This is a genomic window from Paramylibacter ulvae, from assembly GCF_014652655.1.
Taxonomy (GTDB): domain Bacteria; phylum Pseudomonadota; class Alphaproteobacteria; order Rhodobacterales; family Rhodobacteraceae; genus Amylibacter; species Amylibacter ulvae.
The window spans coordinates 82,400-98,917 of the sequence record NZ_BMZF01000005.1 but is presented as its reverse complement, the minus strand read 5'-3'; the positions used below and the strand labels follow the sequence as shown (position 1 = coordinate 98,917).

The 16,518-nt window shown below is 50.0% G+C and carries 18 protein-coding genes and 1 tRNA gene; 14 read left to right on the top strand and 5 right to left on the bottom strand.

Features of this window, described 5'->3' with window-relative positions; genetic code table 11:
• The first annotated feature begins 65 nt into the window (after window positions 1–65).
• Together IE094_RS10505 and IE094_RS10500 are read left to right on the top strand one after the other, a co-directional pair.
• On the top strand, window positions 66–506 hold the full coding sequence (locus IE094_RS10505) for a tellurite resistance TerB family protein (RefSeq protein WP_189640664.1): 441 nt from the start codon (window positions 66–68) through the stop codon (window positions 504–506).
• Window positions 507–637: 131 nt separating this feature from the next.
• Window positions 638–1,828, top strand: coding sequence for a DegT/DnrJ/EryC1/StrS family aminotransferase (locus IE094_RS10500; RefSeq protein WP_189640663.1), 1,191 nt, complete (start codon window positions 638–640; stop codon window positions 1,826–1,828).
• Here the strand turns inward: IE094_RS10500 and IE094_RS10495 are convergent, their stop codons facing one another.
• The gene (locus IE094_RS10495; protein ID WP_189640662.1) at window positions 1,829–2,797 is read right to left on the bottom strand and encodes a LysR family transcriptional regulator; all 969 of its coding nucleotides are present in this window, start codon (window positions 2,795–2,797) and stop codon (window positions 1,829–1,831) included.
• 103 nt (window positions 2,798–2,900) lie between these two features.
• Here IE094_RS10495 and IE094_RS10490 point away from each other — a divergent pair, with 103 nt between their 5' ends.
• The 3 genes from IE094_RS10490 to hisH all read left to right on the top strand — a co-directional run bounded on the left by IE094_RS10490 (window position 2,901) and on the right by hisH (window position 5,485).
• Window positions 2,901–4,136 (top strand): NAD(P)/FAD-dependent oxidoreductase, encoded by a 1,236-nt coding sequence (locus tag IE094_RS10490; protein WP_189640661.1) that lies wholly within the window; start codon window positions 2,901–2,903, stop codon window positions 4,134–4,136.
• 123 nt (window positions 4,137–4,259) lie between these two features.
• The gene (gene hisB / locus IE094_RS10485) at window positions 4,260–4,853 is read left to right on the top strand and encodes an imidazoleglycerol-phosphate dehydratase HisB (protein WP_189640660.1); all 594 of its coding nucleotides are present in this window, start codon (window positions 4,260–4,262) and stop codon (window positions 4,851–4,853) included.
• A complete protein-coding gene (gene hisH, locus IE094_RS10480; protein ID WP_189640659.1) occupies window positions 4,850–5,485 on the top strand; it encodes an imidazole glycerol phosphate synthase subunit HisH in 636 nt (211 codons plus the stop codon). Before hisB ends, hisH begins: the two co-directional genes overlap by 4 nt.
• 52 nt (window positions 5,486–5,537) lie before the next feature.
• Here the strand turns inward: hisH and IE094_RS10475 are convergent, their stop codons facing one another.
• Window positions 5,538–5,927: a DUF2147 domain-containing protein gene (locus IE094_RS10475; protein WP_308429216.1), complete on the bottom strand. Its 390-nt coding sequence runs from the start codon at window positions 5,925–5,927 to the stop codon at window positions 5,538–5,540.
• Window positions 5,928–6,070: 143 nt separating this feature from the next.
• On the opposite strand from IE094_RS10475, the gene hisA reads away from it, so the two are divergent.
• From hisA to IE094_RS10460, 3 genes are read left to right on the top strand one after another with little or no spacing between them, the layout of a single operon-like run.
• On the top strand, window positions 6,071–6,793 hold the full coding sequence (hisA, locus tag IE094_RS10470) for a 1-(5-phosphoribosyl)-5-[(5-phosphoribosylamino)methylideneamino]imidazole-4-carboxamide isomerase (protein ID WP_189640658.1): 723 nt from the start codon (window positions 6,071–6,073) through the stop codon (window positions 6,791–6,793).
• Between the two features lies 1 nt (window position 6,794).
• On the top strand, window positions 6,795–7,553 hold the full coding sequence (gene hisF, locus IE094_RS10465; RefSeq protein WP_189640657.1) for an imidazole glycerol phosphate synthase subunit HisF: 759 nt from the start codon (window positions 6,795–6,797) through the stop codon (window positions 7,551–7,553).
• Window positions 7,554–7,556: 3 nt separating this feature from the next.
• Complete coding sequence (locus IE094_RS10460) at window positions 7,557–7,877, top strand: phosphoribosyl-ATP diphosphatase (protein ID WP_189640656.1); 321 nt, start codon at window positions 7,557–7,559, stop codon at window positions 7,875–7,877.
• A gap of 4 nt (window positions 7,878–7,881) precedes the next feature.
• Here the strand turns inward: IE094_RS10460 and IE094_RS10455 are convergent, their stop codons facing one another.
• The gene (locus IE094_RS10455) at window positions 7,882–8,865 is read right to left on the bottom strand and encodes a GT-B fold glycosyltransferase domain-containing protein (protein ID WP_229802245.1); all 984 of its coding nucleotides are present in this window, start codon (window positions 8,863–8,865) and stop codon (window positions 7,882–7,884) included.
• A 110-nt stretch (window positions 8,866–8,975) separates the two neighbouring features.
• Window positions 8,976–9,059 (bottom strand) — tRNA-Tyr (locus tag IE094_RS10450).
• A gap of 151 nt (window positions 9,060–9,210) precedes the next feature.
• Between IE094_RS10450 and rlmB the strand changes: the two genes are divergently transcribed.
• The 4 genes from rlmB to IE094_RS10430 all read left to right on the top strand — a co-directional run bounded on the left by rlmB (window position 9,211) and on the right by IE094_RS10430 (window position 13,208).
• Complete coding sequence (gene rlmB, locus IE094_RS10445) at window positions 9,211–10,020, top strand: 23S rRNA (guanosine(2251)-2'-O)-methyltransferase RlmB (protein WP_189640655.1); 810 nt, start codon at window positions 9,211–9,213, stop codon at window positions 10,018–10,020.
• 88 nt (window positions 10,021–10,108) lie between these two features.
• A complete protein-coding gene (locus IE094_RS10440) occupies window positions 10,109–10,564 on the top strand; it encodes a YHS domain-containing (seleno)protein (protein WP_189640654.1) in 456 nt (151 codons plus the stop codon).
• 148 nt (window positions 10,565–10,712) lie between these two features.
• Window positions 10,713–11,132 (top strand): CoA-binding protein, encoded by a 420-nt coding sequence (locus IE094_RS10435; RefSeq protein WP_189640653.1) that lies wholly within the window; start codon window positions 10,713–10,715, stop codon window positions 11,130–11,132.
• A 144-nt stretch (window positions 11,133–11,276) separates the two neighbouring features.
• Window positions 11,277–13,208 carry a hypothetical protein gene (locus IE094_RS10430; protein WP_189640652.1) on the top strand — a complete coding sequence of 644 codons (1,932 nt, stop codon included), beginning with the start codon at window positions 11,277–11,279 and terminating at the stop codon, window positions 13,206–13,208.
• On the opposite strand, the gene mgtE is transcribed toward IE094_RS10430, so the two are convergent.
• Complete coding sequence (mgtE, locus tag IE094_RS10425; protein WP_189640651.1) at window positions 13,209–14,591, bottom strand: magnesium transporter; 1,383 nt, start codon at window positions 14,589–14,591, stop codon at window positions 13,209–13,211.
• A gap of 178 nt (window positions 14,592–14,769) precedes the next feature.
• Here mgtE and IE094_RS10420 point away from each other — a divergent pair, with 178 nt between their 5' ends.
• Entirely contained in the window at window positions 14,770–16,119 is a 1,350-nt protein-coding gene (locus IE094_RS10420; protein ID WP_189640650.1) for a tetratricopeptide repeat-containing glycosyltransferase family protein, read from the top strand.
• Window positions 16,116–16,505, top strand: a complete 390-nt coding sequence (locus tag IE094_RS10415) for a DUF6165 family protein (RefSeq protein ID WP_189640649.1) — start codon at window positions 16,116–16,118, stop codon at window positions 16,503–16,505. The genes IE094_RS10420 and IE094_RS10415 overlap by 4 nt, the downstream gene beginning before the upstream one ends.
• Window positions 16,506–16,518: the final 13 nt, after the last annotated feature.

Below are 16,518 nucleotides of genomic sequence, written 5' to 3'. Positions count from 1 at the left end.
TCCGGCACCTAACATACACGTTTTTGTGGCTTGCAAATCAACGTTCGCGAACTTATTTTTTGCCCATGTTAAAAAATATCCTTGCTGCGTTTTCCGCCCCCGAACCATCCCCATTTGGCACAGATGACGCCCGCCTTGCGCTCGCCGCATTGATGGTGCGTTTGGCGCGTGTCGATAACGATTACGCCACCGAAGAAATGGCCACCATTTCCGCTGTATTACGCAGCCGTTTTCATCTGGACGAAGCGAGCGCAAATGAATTGCGTCGCGAGGCCGAGGAATTGGAAAAACAAGCCCCCGATACCGTGCGTTTCACCCGCGTGGTCAAGGATAGCGTTGATTACGATGATCGCATTGGTGTGGTTGAATCGCTGTGGGAATTGGTGCTGGCCGATGGGCATCGCGACAACGAGGAAAACAGTTTCCTACGTTTGGTTGCGAACCTGCTGGGTGTGAATGATCGCGACAGTGCATTGGCACGCCAACGGGTGCAATCAAAGGTGTAACCTAACAATTCCGTTCCAATAGCAATCTGATAAGTATCTGAAATAAAACGGGTATTTACCCTATTTTTTGCCGCGCCTTTCTGCTAAACATTTCCCGAATGTAAGTTTCGGAAAAACTGAAAGAACAGAAAATGACAATCGGTAAGAACCTACACACCGCTGAACCCATCCCAGAAAAAGCATTGCAAGATTTGACAGAATTGATGCAATCGGGCGATCTGTTTCGCTATCACGCCGCGCAAAATGCGCCTGTGACTTTGCTGGAAAAAGAATTCGCCGAGATGATGGGTGCAAAATATGCTGTGGCCGTGGCATCCTGTTCGGCAGCGTTGTTTTTGTCATTGCGCGCACTTGGGCTTGGCGATGGTGACAAGGTGATTATCCCTGGTTTCACATTCGCCGCTGTGCCATCGGCGGTGGTGCATGCGGGTTGCGAACCTGTGTTGGTTGAAGTTGGCGAAAATTACCGTATGGATATGGATGATTTCGCCACCAAATTAACCAGCGATATCAAGGCCGTATTGGTATCTCACATGCGCGGTCACACATCCGATATGGATACGTTGAAATCCGCCTGTGAACAGGCTGGCATCCCCTTGATCGAAGACGCGGCACATTCGCTTGGCACCACATGGAACGGGCAAAAAATCGGCACCATTGGCGCGGTTGGCTGCTTCAGCTTCCAATCTTATAAATTGGTCAATGGCGGCGAAGGCGGCATTATGATCACCAATGATGCGGATATTTACGCACAGGCCGTTATCATGTCTGGCGCGTATGAAAACAATTGGAAAAAACACCAAACGGATGCGAATATTTTTGCGAAATATCAAAATACGCTGCCACTTTATAACACACGCATGTCCAACCTGTCCGCCGTTGTGATCCGCCCCCAATTGGCCGAGGTTGCGCGCCGTGCGAGCGATGGTTTAACCAATTATGAATATCTGGCCGCTAAATTAAACCAATCGGAATTTGTGACGGTTCCCGATGCGCTAACCGGTGAACATCGCGCACCAGATTCCATGCAATTTAACCTAAACGGATTTTCCGATGCGGATGCAACGCGGTTTGTTCAAACCTGTGCTGGCAACGGACTAAACATTAGCATCTTCGGCTTACAGTCTGAAAATGCACGTGTTTTTTGGAATTGGAAGTTTTTGAAAAATCTGCCAGAGCTGCCCAAAACCCGTGCGATGTTGATGCGTGCCTGTGATCTGCGATTACCAGCTGCGTTGAAACGCGAACATCTGGATACCCTCGCAGAGATTATCCTATCCAGCCTTGCATCGGTGAAATCAAGCCAGCAAGCGGCGGAATAATTAAGACAGCACCTTAAACTTCTCCTTGAGCCATGGCAGTTTTTCAACACATGGCCCAACCAGTTTTTCCTGTAACAAGGGGCGCGCCAGATCGGCGACGTCTTGGGGGATGCGATCCATCACGTCTTTGCGTGAAATCAAGGATATGCCGCGTGTCATTTCCTTGAACGGTAATGGCATAACATCAACAGATTCAATGAAACGATGCGCGCGCAGATAGCCAAGCGGCGTTGTTACTGTCCACCCTGCCTTGTCCGCGACCATCGACATGATGGCGTGATAATTGTTGAATTCAAATCGGTTAGGCAGATTGATCCGCTGACGCGCCAAATGCGCCTCTATTTGGCGGCCCATCATGGTGCGCGATGAATAACGGATGAATGGCATGGTCAACAATTGTTCCATCACATCACCCGATTGATCGACGCTGCCTTTTGGTGCGACCACTAAAAACGGTTCCACTAACAGCGGATGGATATCCATCCAATCCTCGGTCATATCGGCATCTGCGGTGATGATCACATCCATGGATCGAGAATCCAATGCCTCGGCCAATTGATAACTGGACGCGGATTCGAGCAAAAACTGGCAACCATCCATTTTTTTGGACAATTGCGCCATCAATGAAGGCGTCACATCAGCATCAAAATCATCCACCACGCCAATACGCAAACGTACCATTTTGGAAAAATTGAACACGGCCAACTCGGCCTTGGCCTGTGTCACCTCTCCCAGAATGTTTTGTGCACGGCGCAAAAACAATCGCCCAGCGGATGTTAGTTCCATCGGGCGTGTTGATCTGTTCAAGAGCAGAACGCCAAGTCCCGCTTCCAGATTTGTAAGTTGTTGTGATACCGATGATGGGCTAGCGTTCAACCGCTTGGCAGCCAATGAAATTGTGCCTTCTTCAACCGCTGCGACGAATATTTCAACGGCCCAGAGGGTCATTTTGCCAGGGGTATCAACCATTTAGTGCCTTTGCATTTCATCTTGGGGGCGCATCGCCGCGATATTCATTGGAAAACCTTATCGCGCTGCTTGACACTGTGCAATTAAAACCGAATGTGAAGACATGACAAAAACGGCTTTGATCATTGGTGCGGGGTTTACGGGGGTTTGCATTGGCGAACAATTGCGCCGCGATGGCGTGGCGGTCACATTGATTGATCGCGTGCCCGTGGGCGACCCCGCGCAGGCGTCATTTGGCAATGCGGGATTGTTGGCACGCGCCGCCATCATCCCCGCCGCCGAACCCAGCGTTTTTGCACAGCTTCCAAAATTGTTGTTTTCACGCAATAGCCCGCTGCGCCTGCGCTGGTCATATCTGCCCCGATTTGCGCCTTGGGGTCTTGGATTTTTGCGCAATGCCAGTGCGGCGCGTGTGACCAAAATCGCGACATCAATTGATATGTTAACCCATGATACCGTGGATCAACATATTCAATTGGCCAAGGGTACGGGCGCGGAAAAATACATCACATCGGGTACGCTTACGTATCTGTATCGCACCCGCGCGGATTACGAAAACAGCACATTTGCCAATGAATTAAAGGCCAGCTTAGGCTGTATCCCTGACAAGCTGGATTTAGCAGATTTACAGGCGGCAGACCCCGCGATTGGTGATGCCTATCATTTTGGCGCGCGCTATGGCGCGAATGGCAGCATTTCAAACCCAGCGGCATACTTACAGGCACTGTTTGCGCATTTTCAAAAACATGGCGGGCAATTTGTGCAACAATCCGTGACGGCTATCAATGGCAACGAAGTCATCCTTCGAAACGGGGATACGCTGCGCGGTGATAATATTATTTTAGCCGCTGGCGCGTGGTCAAAATCCCTAACTGCTGGGATGGGGCACAAGGTGCCCCTGCAAGGCGAGCGCGGGTATCATTTGTTGTTAAAATCGCCAAATCTGACACCCACAACACCCTATTTGGTTACGGATGCGAAACTGGCGTTATCGCCGATGGAAATGGGGCTGCGCTGTGCGGGGACAACGGAATTTGCACCGTTGGATAGCGCCCCGTCGCAGATGCCGATCAATCTGTTACGCAAAACAGCGCAAGAGGTTTTTCCAAATTTAACATGGAATGGCGAAGAAACATGGATGGGCAACCGGCCGTCCACAATTGACAGCCTGCCAATGCTGGGACGGGCAAAATCCAATCCAAATGTGATTTTCGCCTTTGGATCACAACATCTAGGCCTGACCATTGCACCCAAATTGGCGCAATTCACAACCCAGATTGTACGCAACCAAACACCCAATGCGGATATATCCGCACTTACCGTTGATCGGTTCGACTGACACGCGGGCGCAACAGATCGCGCGATCTGCGCGTTATCCTCTTGGAAGGGCGTGCGCCACGCTCTATAACACCCTTGTTTCAACGGCGTTGAAACATGACTTTCACCACAATTGGGCAAGTATATGCGAACTGCAAAAATCACCCGCGACACGGCGGAAACCAAAATCAGCGTGGACATCAATTTGGATGGTACAGGCGTTTACGACAATCAAACGGGCGTTGGTTTCTTTGATCACATGTTGGATCAACTGTCGCGCCATGCCTTGATTGATATGACCGTGCGTGCGGACGGTGATTTGCACATCGACGATCACCACACGGTAGAGGATGTGGGCATCGCATTGGGCAAGGCATTGAGCCAAGCGATTGGCGATAAAAAAGGCATTCGCCGTTATGGTTCCAGCCTGCTCGCGATGGATGATGCATTGGTACGCGCGGCGCTTGATTTATCGGGTCGCCCCTATCTGGTTTGGAAACTGGCACTTCCAACCGATAAAATCGGGACATTTGATACAGAGTTGGTGCGCGAATTTTTCACCGCATTTGCGATGCAAGGTGGGATTACATTGCATGTAGAGGCCTTAGATGGTTTCAACAGCCACCATATTGTAGAGGCCGCGTTTAAGGCGGTGGCACAAGCATTACGCCACGCCGTGGAAACCGATCCGCGCAAGGCGGATGCAATTCCATCAACCAAAGGCACCTTATCCGAATGAAAACGGTCATTGTTGATTACAATTCTGGCAACCTGCGATCAGCCGAGAAAAGTTTCCAACGCATGGCACTGGAATTTGACGCGGGCGATGTGATTGTCAGCGCCGATCCAGACGTGGTGCGCAGTGCCGATCGTGTTGTGTTGCCCGGTGTTGGCGCATTTGCCGATTGTCGGCGTGAACTGGGCGCGATTGACGGGCTGTTTGGTGCGATCGAGGCGCGTGTGAATGCAGGTGTTCCGTTTATGGGCATATGTGTTGGGATGCAGATGATGGCGACTTGGGGTCGTGAACATGGCGATCACACAGGGTTTGATTGGATCAAGGGCGAAGTTGTGCATCTAAAACCCAGTGATCCATCGTTGAAAATCCCGCATATGGGATGGAATGCGTTGAATATCCTGTCGGATCACCCCGTGTTTGACGGAATCAAAACAGGCGATCATGCGTATTTTGTGCACAGCTATCACATGTTGCCAGATGCACCGTCTGATCTGCTGGCCACGGTTGAATATGGCGAACCGATCACTGCTGCTGTGGGGCGCGATAATATTATTGGCACGCAATTCCACCCTGAGAAAAGCCAAGAAACCGGCCTTCGTTTAATCGGCAATTTCCTACGTTGGAATCCCTAAACGAAAAGACCCGCCAAAAATGGCGGGTCAGATCAATTAATTTTGCAATGGTTTAGATACGTGACCACGTACCGCCATCACGACAGATCGGGCCAACACAACCCTGAACCGTCAATTTATTGCCGTTCAGCTTGATTTTGCCTTTGTAGGTTTTGTCGCGATCAGGTGAATAAACCTTGCCACCTGTGTAGCTTCCGCCACCTTTGTTCGTCATATCCCAGATCAGTTTTTTACCGACATTATCGGTTTTCAGCGCACTGCCGTCTGATTTGAATGATTTGATCAATGTGCCGCAGATTTTTGAACCACATGCTTCGACTTTGATATGGCCATAGTTGCCATTGTCGTCTTTTACCGTTTGCCAAGTGCCGAAAATATCATCAGCAAATGCAAAAGATGGGGTCAGCGCGATTACCGCTGCCAAAAGTGTACGTTTCATCATAATTAATCCTCCCTAGATTGGGCAAACTGTGCAAAATTTGCCCTTGTTACGTCAAGCGGAACGTTACGGCGCGATCAGGCTTTGCAATGTTTCGCCGAACAGGATAAATGGAGCAAAAATGACCAAACTGCGGAGCCATCGTCATGATCCTTTACCCTGCTATTGATTTAAAAGATGGGAATTGTGTGCGACTTTACAAGGGTGAGATGGAACAAGCGACGGTTTTTAACGATGATCCAGCCGCCCAAGCGTTATCATTTCAAAACGATGGATGCGAATGGTTGCATCTGGTGGATCTGAACGGCGCATTCGCAGGTGAACCCGTCAATGCCGCCCCTGTCGAGGCGATTTTGGCCGCTTGCAACGTACCCGCCCAACTGGGTGGTGGCATTCGTGATATCGCAACAATCGAAAACTGGCTGGCGAAAGGGTTACAACGCGTGATCCTTGGCACGGTTGCAGTTGAAAACCCCGATTTGGTACGCGAAGCAGCGGCAAAATTCCCAAGCCATGTGGCCGTTGGCATTGATGCGCGCAATGGCATGGTTGCCACACGCGGTTGGGCCGAAGAAACCGATGTAGAGGTCACAGAATTGGCCAAACAATTCGAAGACGCCGGCGTTGCAGCCATCATTTACACCGACATCAACCGCGATGGTGCGATGCAAGGCCCCAATGTGGAGGCCACAGCCGCCCTTGCCCATGCGGTATCCATCCCCGTGATTGCATCGGGCGGCGTTTCATCGATGGCTGATCTACGCGCATTGAAGAACTGTGGCGCGCCGCTGAATGGCGCCATTTCAGGGCGCGCACTATATGATGGCGCGATCAATGTGGCAGAGGCCACTGCGTTATTGAAAGGCTAACATGTTAAAAACACGCATAATTCCCTGTTTGGACGTCAAAGATGGCCGCGTGGTCAAGGGGGTCAATTTTGTCGATCTGATCGATGCGGGTGATCCCGTTGAATCGGCCAAGGCCTATGACGCCGCTGGCGCGGACGAGCTGTGTTTTCTGGATATTGCTGCAACGGTTGAAAACCGAGGTACGATGTTTGATGTGGCGCGGCGCACAGCGGAACAGTGTTTTATGCCGCTTACCATTGGTGGTGGGGTGCGCGTGCCCGATGATGTGCGCAATCTGTTATTGGCCGGTGCGGATAAGGTATCGTTTAATTCCGCCGCTGTTGCCAACCCCGATGTGGTGGCAGACAGTGCCAACCGTTTTGGCAGCCAATGCATTGTGGTCGCCATTGATGCGAAAACCGTATCCCCTGGAAAATGGGAAATATTCACCCATGGTGGGCGCAAGGGTACGGGCATAGATGCGATTGCATTCGCCAAATTGGTGGCATCCAAAGGTGCGGGTGAAATCCTGTTAACCAGCATGGATCGCGATGGTACGCGCGATGGTTATAACCTGCCCCTGACCCGCGCCATTAGTGATGCGGTGAACATACCCGTGATTGCATCAGGTGGTGTTGGCAATCTGGATCATCTGGTTGAGGGTGTGACAAAGGGCGGCGCATCAGCAGTTTTGGCCGCTTCTATCTTCCATTTTGGGGATTACACGATAAAAGAAGCAAAAGAGTATATGCAGCACGCTGGTGTGCCTGTCAGGATTTAAGCAATGCCAAATGTATTAACACGTCTTGCCCACACAATTGAAAAGCGCAAAGGCGAAGACGAAAAGAAATCTTATGCCGCAAAACTTTTTGCACGTGGCCCTGAAAAATGTGCGGAAAAATTTGGCGAAGAAGCGGTCGAAGCAATCATCGAAGCGGCCAAGGGACGGCGTAAAAAGCTAACCGAAGAAGCGGCAGATGTTTTATTTCACCTGTTGATCATGCTGTCATCATGCGGCGTAAAATACGAAGACGTTTTAGAAGAATTGGAACGTCGCGAAGGCAAATCAGGATTGGTTGAAAAGGCCGAGCGCAAGAAAAAATAAACCGTTATCGTTCCCAAAGATTACGGTTTTTCAAACGCTTACGGATTTCTTCTTCTTTGCGCGGCAGGTTATCGCGATCAAACATGTCGCGCGCGCGTTTACCCTTTGATTGATAAATCGCCTTTTTGAATGGATCATATCGTTTCAAGACTTTTTTGATTTTGTTGGGCGCGACCAATTCTTGTAAAAACGCCACCGTTTCATCGGGCTCTTTCGCATAGAGCAGCGAAATCACACGATAATGGCACGTTACCGACCCGTCCAACAATCCCGTTGGAATGGTGTTGCGTGCGCCGCCAAGGCGATGAATGACCAACGGCAATGCCACCTGATCCAACCATGGATCGAACGTTTGCGTCACCAATTCCGGCGGGGAATCATGCAAAATGTCATGGGCATATTGGCGATAAATTTCGCAAAATTCGTGCGCGTCTTTGTAAAAAAACCAGCCCGCATTGAAATATAGATATCGTTGCCAATACCCGTGGGGGAAACTGGTGTCTTGGGATGCATCGAAATCAAGCCCGAATTTATCATAGAGCGAATTCCAAATCACGTGCGCATCGGGACCATATAATTCGATCTTGGGCCAAGTGTTTTCACGTTTCATCGATGCCGATGGGCGGTCAAAATCAAATGGCACATCATCAATTGATCCCGTGAACAAAGTGTCAGTGTCAAAAAACACAAAGGGTTGGTTTGCGGGCATGGCCGCCAGTGCTTCGATTTTGTTACCCTGTGGATACCATTGCCCGAAATCATGGTTTTGAAACATGATAATTTCCGCGCCATGCTGTTCCAAAAGTGCGCGCACATCAGGTGATACATGCGTGTCGTGATCCCATTTATCGCCCTGTTCAGGTTGCAACAGAATCAAACGCCCCGCAAAATTGGGATTGTGATGGCGAAAGCTGAGCGTGAAAATCAACGCCTCAAATTCCAGCCGCCCAGCCTGAACAATTGCACAAATGTTATATGGCTGGCTCACTATTTTACCCCTTATGACTTGGCACAGTCTTTAAGAAATTTTCATCCAAAAGAATAGCCATAAAGATCAACCAGACCAATTTGAGCGGATTTTACATCAAAGAAAGAAAGTGGTGGGCGACCCTGGAATCGAACCAGGCATGAGTTACCTCGGCGGAGTTACAGTCCACTGCCGCACCTTGCAGCGCGTCGCCCATTGATTTGCATATTCGCCTATCAACGAGCGCCTGAATAGTCAGCCCGTCGCACTGCGTCAACCACAAAAGCACAAGAAATGTGACACAAGATGACTTGCTCTGTCATCTGTTGCGTGTAAAGACGGATCAACACAGGAAATTTGGTAATTATGGCCCCTCGAAACAAGAAAAAACCCATCTGGGTGGTTGAAAAAGAACGCGCACGCGCAGCAAGTGCAGCGGAAACGGTTTGGTTATTTGGTATTCACGCGGTGCGCGATGCCTTGGAAAACCCCATGCGCGAACGCTTGCGGTTGGTAGTGACCAAAAACGCCGCCGATCGGTTGGCCGATGCCATCACCAAAAGCGGAATGACACCCGAAATCCAAGACCCGCGCAAATTCAATGTGCCCATTGATCCAAATTCAGTTCACCAAGGTGCCGCCCTAGAGGTGAAACCACTGGATTGGGGGAGTTTATCCGAATCTTGTGCCCCGCGCGGTGACAACCCGTTGATCATATTGCTTGATCGTGTGACCGATCCCCATAACGTTGGTGCGATTTTGCGTTCTGCCGAAGTGTTTGGCGCGCGCGCCGTCATCGCCCCCACCCGCCACAGTGCACCCGAAACAGGTGCGTTGGCGAAAACCGCATCGGGCGCGTTGGAACGCCAACCATATATCAAAATTCGCAATCTGGTGACGGCGATGAAAACCTTACAGGACATGGGGTATTTCCTGATCGGAATGGATGGCGCGGCGAATGATGTGTTGGATGATGTATTATTCGTGCATAAAAATCGCCCCACCGCGATTGTAATGGGTGCCGAGGGTCCCGGGCTTCGCGATTTGACTAAAGAAACCGTGGATATTTTGGCCAAGATTGATTTTGCAGGCGAATTTGGATCGTTGAATGTATCCAATGCAGCGGCGGTATCGCTCTATGCGGCGCGCACATCACTTGGGCCAATGAAGAAGTAACGCGATTTCACATTCGCGTATCCCAAATTGCGTGGTGGTTAAGAATTTCTATACTGATTTCAAATCAGAGTTTAGAAAGGTTAACCCAATGGTTTTTTCTCGTCGTCGCGTATTGCGCCATGCTTTTGCTGCGGGTCTTGCCACCCTTGCCACCGCGGTTCATGCGTCCAAGCCACCTGTGTTTGCCAACGATGGTACGGCGATTAATGGATATGATCCCGTGGCGTATTTCACCCAATCCGCTCCCGTTAAGGGAAATCGTGACATTTCATATGATTGGCACGGTTCCGCGTGGTTGTTTGCAACCGAACAGAATAAATCCATGTTCATCGAAAACCCTGAAAAATATGCACCGCAATACGGTGGATATTGTGCATATGCAGTGGCAAATGGTGCAACGGCAAAAACAGATCCAGATGCATGGACCATCGTTGATGATAAGCTGTATTTAAATTTCAACACCGATGTACGCGCCACATGGCAACAAGACACGGCTGGCAATATCAGCCGCGCAAACGCCAATTGGCCAGATGTGTTGAAATGATCAAACCCTTTAAATATGGCTAATCATCCCTATCTAAAGAATACGATGTTGGAACTCATCGTATAACTGTCCCTCGTTCCACACTTAGCGCCCAGTTTCTGGGCGCTTTTTTCTTTGCATTTCAATCGTAACGCGCCAAGGTGTTCATATGACAGACGTATTGATTCACAAGATTTTCACCGAAACAAAAACTATCGCTTGTGTGGGCGCATCGGCAAACCCCGCGCGGCCATCCCATTATGTTTCATTGTTCCTCAAGGATCTTGGTTATCGTGTGATTGGTGTGAACCCCGGGCTTGCCGGACAAGAATTATTTGGCGAAACCGTTTACGCCAGTCTGTCCGACATCCCGAAAGACATCGATATTGATATGATCGACATTTTTCGCCGCTCTGAAAACCTGCCTGATATCATCAGTGAGGCAATCACCGCCCTGCCCTCGCTAAAAACCATTTGGGCGCAGCTGGGTGTTGAGCACGATGGCGCCGCAAAAACCGCGGCTGATGCGGGGCTGCAAGTGGTGCAAAATCGATGTCCAAAAATCGAATATCCACGATTGATGACCTAACCCATCATTTCCCGATTATCAGCCTGATTTATCGGTAAAAAATCGCTTGTAATGCCAATTACACAATAGCTTTCCTTTTACAGTCAGGAAAAAACGTATAGGATAATTTTACAGCGTGGTGGGCAACGCAGAGGTAAAACGAACGTGAAGATTCGACCAAATTATGCATTAGAACTTTCAAATGAACGCGTGTGTTTGTTACACCGCGCAACCGATGATGTTTGGATTCCGTTGATCGAAACACAAACCGATGCACCCGATTTCAAAAACGTGATAAAAGACATGCGCAAACAAGCGCAGCCCGTTCCCGCGATGCCCGCACGCGTTGCCGTGATGATCCCCACCAGCGAAGTATTGTTCACCACCATCGACGAAACCGATGAAACAACCGTCGCGCATAAAATTTCAACGCTCACAAATATCCCTGCAGAACGGTTGGTAATTTGCATGGCAGAGATGAGCTGTGAAAATAATGTCGCCGCCGTTGATGCCACCACATTAGAAGAGGCCGCCACATACGCCCAAACGCTAGGGTTTAGCCCGTCTGGATACACATCCCGTTGGCGCCAATTTGGATTTTCAAATGAACCTGTGTTTCAGCCACCTATCGCTCCGCGCAATATCTGGAACAGGATAAAGCCAGCCCTCGCGACGGTTGGTATGGTAATGATAGGGTTTGGAATTTGGCAGGCTGACTGGAATGTGGATGCCGATACATCTGAGACGATCCCAACACAGCCCATCGTGGCGGATATCACCATCAACGCATCTGTGGATGCTGTACAAAAACGCCCTGTGGTGCGCAACATTGTGCCTACAGATCAAGCCACGCTAAAATCTGTCATCGCGCATGAAAAAATCAAAGGGGTAAAAACCACGAGCAAAGCGATTTCACATGACTTTGTGCGCCTTGCTGCACTGGAGCCAAGCATTAACGGAACGATCAGCCCCGATGGTTTCACCTTGTTCAGCGGCAAGCCATCGGTATTGCCCCCATCGCGTGTGGAACCGGATGCGGATCAGCCGCGCCCAAAAATGCGCCCTGCTCATATGACCACGGATGAAAAACCTGAAACAGCCTCAACACCCACAGTTTTGGACACAGCGCCACAGGTCACCGATGTGTTGCCCGTAACGCCGCTTGATTCATCCGCGTCAATACCAGCGCAAACGGTTGTGGAAACGACGCCTGTCACAGAGCCAAAACCAGAAACCAGCGCACCAGAAGTTGATTTATTAGCGCTGGCCAATCCTGAATTGGCCAAATATCGCCCTAAGATGCGCGATCATGCGGATACCCCCGCACCCGTTGAAACACCCGTTGCCGTGCAAACGGACAGCCCCGTTTCACCCATCGATCCCGAACAACAAGCTGTTGTTCCCGAAACGCCACAAGACCCAGTGGTTGATATGTTGGCGCTGGCAAACCCTGAATTGGCAGGCGAACGGCCGCGTGCGCGACCCAGCGGCATTACAACCAATGCCCCCGCGCCCAGCATGTTAGATCGCGCGAACCCTGCGTTGCGCGGATATGCGCCAAAATCGCGCCCAAAACAATTCACGGCTACGGTTGCACCTGTGGCAAAAACCGAACCAACGGTTGCCCCAGAACCAGCGCAACCACAATACACAACCGCAGAAATCGCCGCACAACGTGCGCGCGCTGCGGAACAGGCACGATTGCGTGAAATCCAATCCAACATCGCCAAAGCATCGCGCAGCGCCATCCGCGTAAGCCCATTTCCACCGCGTAAATCATCCAGCTTTGCCCGTACCGTTGCAAAAACGAAAAAAGAACAAATCAAACTTGCCTCTGCACCTGCAACGCAAACCAAAAGAGAAAGCGTGACAACGCGGGGTACGCCAAGCAAAGTGTTTCAAAAAAACCAGCTCAGCCTCGTTGGTGTTTTTGGTACGCCAAAACAACGCCGTGCATTATTTCGCACGCCAGGTGGGCGTTATGTGACATTGAAAAATGGTGAACGTGTCAGTGGCTGGAAATTATCTGGCATTGGTGAAAGTTCAGTCAAAATCACCAAAGGTTCACGCAATCGCACCTTGTTGATCACCAAGTAATTACAGCAATAGCGCGCCTGCTAGCCCCAAGAATACGAAAAACCCGACAACATCGGTAACGGTTGTTACAAACGCGCTCGATGCCAATGCTGGGTCAACGCCCATTTTATCCAGCACAATCGGCACCATGATTCCCGCCAATCCCGCGACCAACAGGTTCACGACCATCGCCAAGCCCAACACAACGCCCAACATCGGTGTGCCAAACCACGCAACCCCGACAATCCCGATAATTACTGCAAAAATACAACCATTTAACAGACCCACAAACATTTCGCGGCGTATCACCCGCCAAGCGTTAGATGGCGTTAAATCCTTGGTTGCAAGTGCGCGCACGGCCACGGTCAAAGTTTGCGTCCCCGCGTTCCCCCCCATAGAGGCCACAATCGGCATCAGGATCGCCAATGCGACAATCGCCTCGATCGTGCTGGAAAATTGCGCGATCACGAGCGATGCCAAAATCGATGTTACAAGGTTTACCGCAAGCCAAGGAAACCGCAATTTGGTCGTGTTCCATGTGCTGTCGTGCAGGGTTTCATCGCCAACACCCGCCAATAACATGATGTCTTCTTCGGCCTCTTCTTCCAACACTTCCATCGCGTCATCCATGGTGATGACACCAACCAGACGATCCTGTGCATCCACCACGGGTGCGGACACCATGTTATATTGGTTAAACGCATATGCGACGTCTTCTTGGGATTGGCTGACGGGGATGGTGCGAAATTCTTCGTCCATAATTTCGGTCAACGGGGTATCACGCGGGTGCGACATAAGGCTGGATAACGGCACCTTGCCCACGGGTTTCAGGCGTGGATCAACAATCACAACATCATAAAACCGTTCAGGCAGATCATCGGATTTGCGCATTTCATCAATCGCATCACCAACAAGCCAATGCGTTGGCGCCATAACCAATTCGCGCTGCATCAAACGCCCTGCGCTTTCCTCCGGATAGGACAGCGATTGTTGAACGGCGGCGCGATCAGCCTCTTCTAATGTTTCAAGAACCCGCTCTTTTTGCGGCTCGTCCATGTCTTCGATCAAATCGACAACGTCATCTGTATCCAGATCACGCATTGCCTCGCCGATGATATCATCGGACAGGTTTTCCATCAGCTCGACACTGATATCTTCGTCCATTTCGGCGAAAACCTCGCCGTCAACCTCGTCGCCCCACAGGGCAACAACAGCTTCGCGTTCGGCGGGGCTGACTTGTTCCAATACATCGGCGATGTCAGCGGCGTGAAGTGGTTCAAACAGCGCGATTAAATCATCGCGTGCGCCATCCTCAACCGCGCTAAGAACTGCATTGATAAACCCTGAATCAATCTCATACGCGCGATCCGTTTGTGCGTGTTCAATGCTGGATGTATCTGTCATTTGGCGGCCCCGTATTTGCAACACATCGCGTGTTTCGTGTATGTATAAACCAAAACCATGCATTGAATACAACAATGTGAAACAGTATTAATTTTTACTGTCAAACCGTTGATATAGTGCCTATATTCCCCCCAACGAGGCATTATTTGATGCAAATAAAATTATTGGTACGTAAATTATGAAACCTTCAGAATTACGCCAAACGGCAATTTCCCAGCACAGCGCGAAAAAATACGATTTGGCAAAAAAGTCGTATGCGCGGTATTTGGAAACATCCCCGCATGATCATGTCATGTGGTCAAATCTGGGCGCGCTGTTTCGCACAACGCAACAATTCGATTACGCGGTTATTGCGCACGAACGTGCGTTGCGCGGGAAACATACCGCACAGATACTAGGCAATGCCAGTAATGCATATTTCGATGCAGGTGATCCAAAACAAGCGGTAAAGTTACGCAAACAGTTGCTGAAACTTGAACCCGATGATCCAATGAACCACGCGATGTTGGGCAAATTTTATCGCGGTGCCGGTAAATACAAAGACGCGCAAAAAATATTGCAATCGGGTGTGAAAAAATTCCCCGATCACGCCGAGTTACACATTCAACTGGCGATGGCCCATCTGTCATTGGGAGAATACCCACAGGGGTTTGACGAATTTGAATGGCGCTGGCAGGGGGATGAAATATCGCTGCCTGACTTTGATTTTCCAATTTGGCGCGGCCAAGATTTGAACGGCAAAACAATCGTCGTCACGCCCGAACAAGGGTTTGGTGATACGATATTGATGGCGCGTTTTTTTGCGGGGCTAAAGGCACGCGGTGCCTACGTGAAATTCTTGTGCAAACCACCATTGGTACGATTGCTGTCACGCACAGCGGGCATTGATGCATTCGTCAGTAAAAAGTCAGAAATTGCAGGTGCCGATTATTGGGTGCCAATGATGGATTTACCGCGATATTTGGGGACAACGTTTGATACCGTTCCTGCCCCCGCCACATTGCATACGCCAGCGGATTCAATCGCGCGTGCAAACGCAATAATCGCACCATTTGGCGATCAATTTAAGCTGGGCGTGTTATGGTCGGGTTCTATAACCTACCGCGCTAACCACAAACGATCGTTTGATCATCACAAATTTTTGGAACTGACGGATATCGAAAACCTGCAAATGTTTTCACTGTACAAGGGACCATTGCATGACGATTTCATCAAGGATGGCGCGAATGCGTTTATTGTTGATGCGGCAGGGCATGATCGTGATTTCGCAGATAGTGCTGCGTTAATTAAACAGCTTGATTTAGTTGTCACAATGGACAGCGCCATCGCGCATGTTGCGGGATCACTTGGCGTGCCAGTTTGGAATCTGCTCCATTCCGAGGCTTACTGGCTATACGAACCCCACCCCAAGGAAACGCCGTGGTATCCAACCATGTGCCTGATCCGTCAGAAAACGGCGGGCGATTGGGATGGCGTTTTTAAATCGCTCTACAAAGACATTAAACAATTGGTGAAAAAACAATCATGACCGAAATTATGACCCCCATCGCACCTGGTGAATTGCTGGATAAGTTAACCATTTTGGAAATCAAATCCGAAAATATCAGCGATAGCGCCAAACTTGCGAATGTTGAAATCGAACGGGCGGCGTTACAGAGCGTTGCCGATCAGCACATCCCAGATACAGCCCAAATCAACGCATTACAGCAGGCATTGTTGGACGTAAACAAACAGCTTTGGGTGATCGAAGACGATATCCGCGATTGTGAGCGTGCCAAAGATTTTGGTGATACGTTTGTGAAATTAGCACGCGCAGTTTATGTGACCAATGATAAACGCGCCGATTTGAAAAAACAGATCAATTTGGCGCTTGGCTCTGCATTGGTCGAAGAAAAATCATACGCACAATATTAAAAAGGCGCCAACT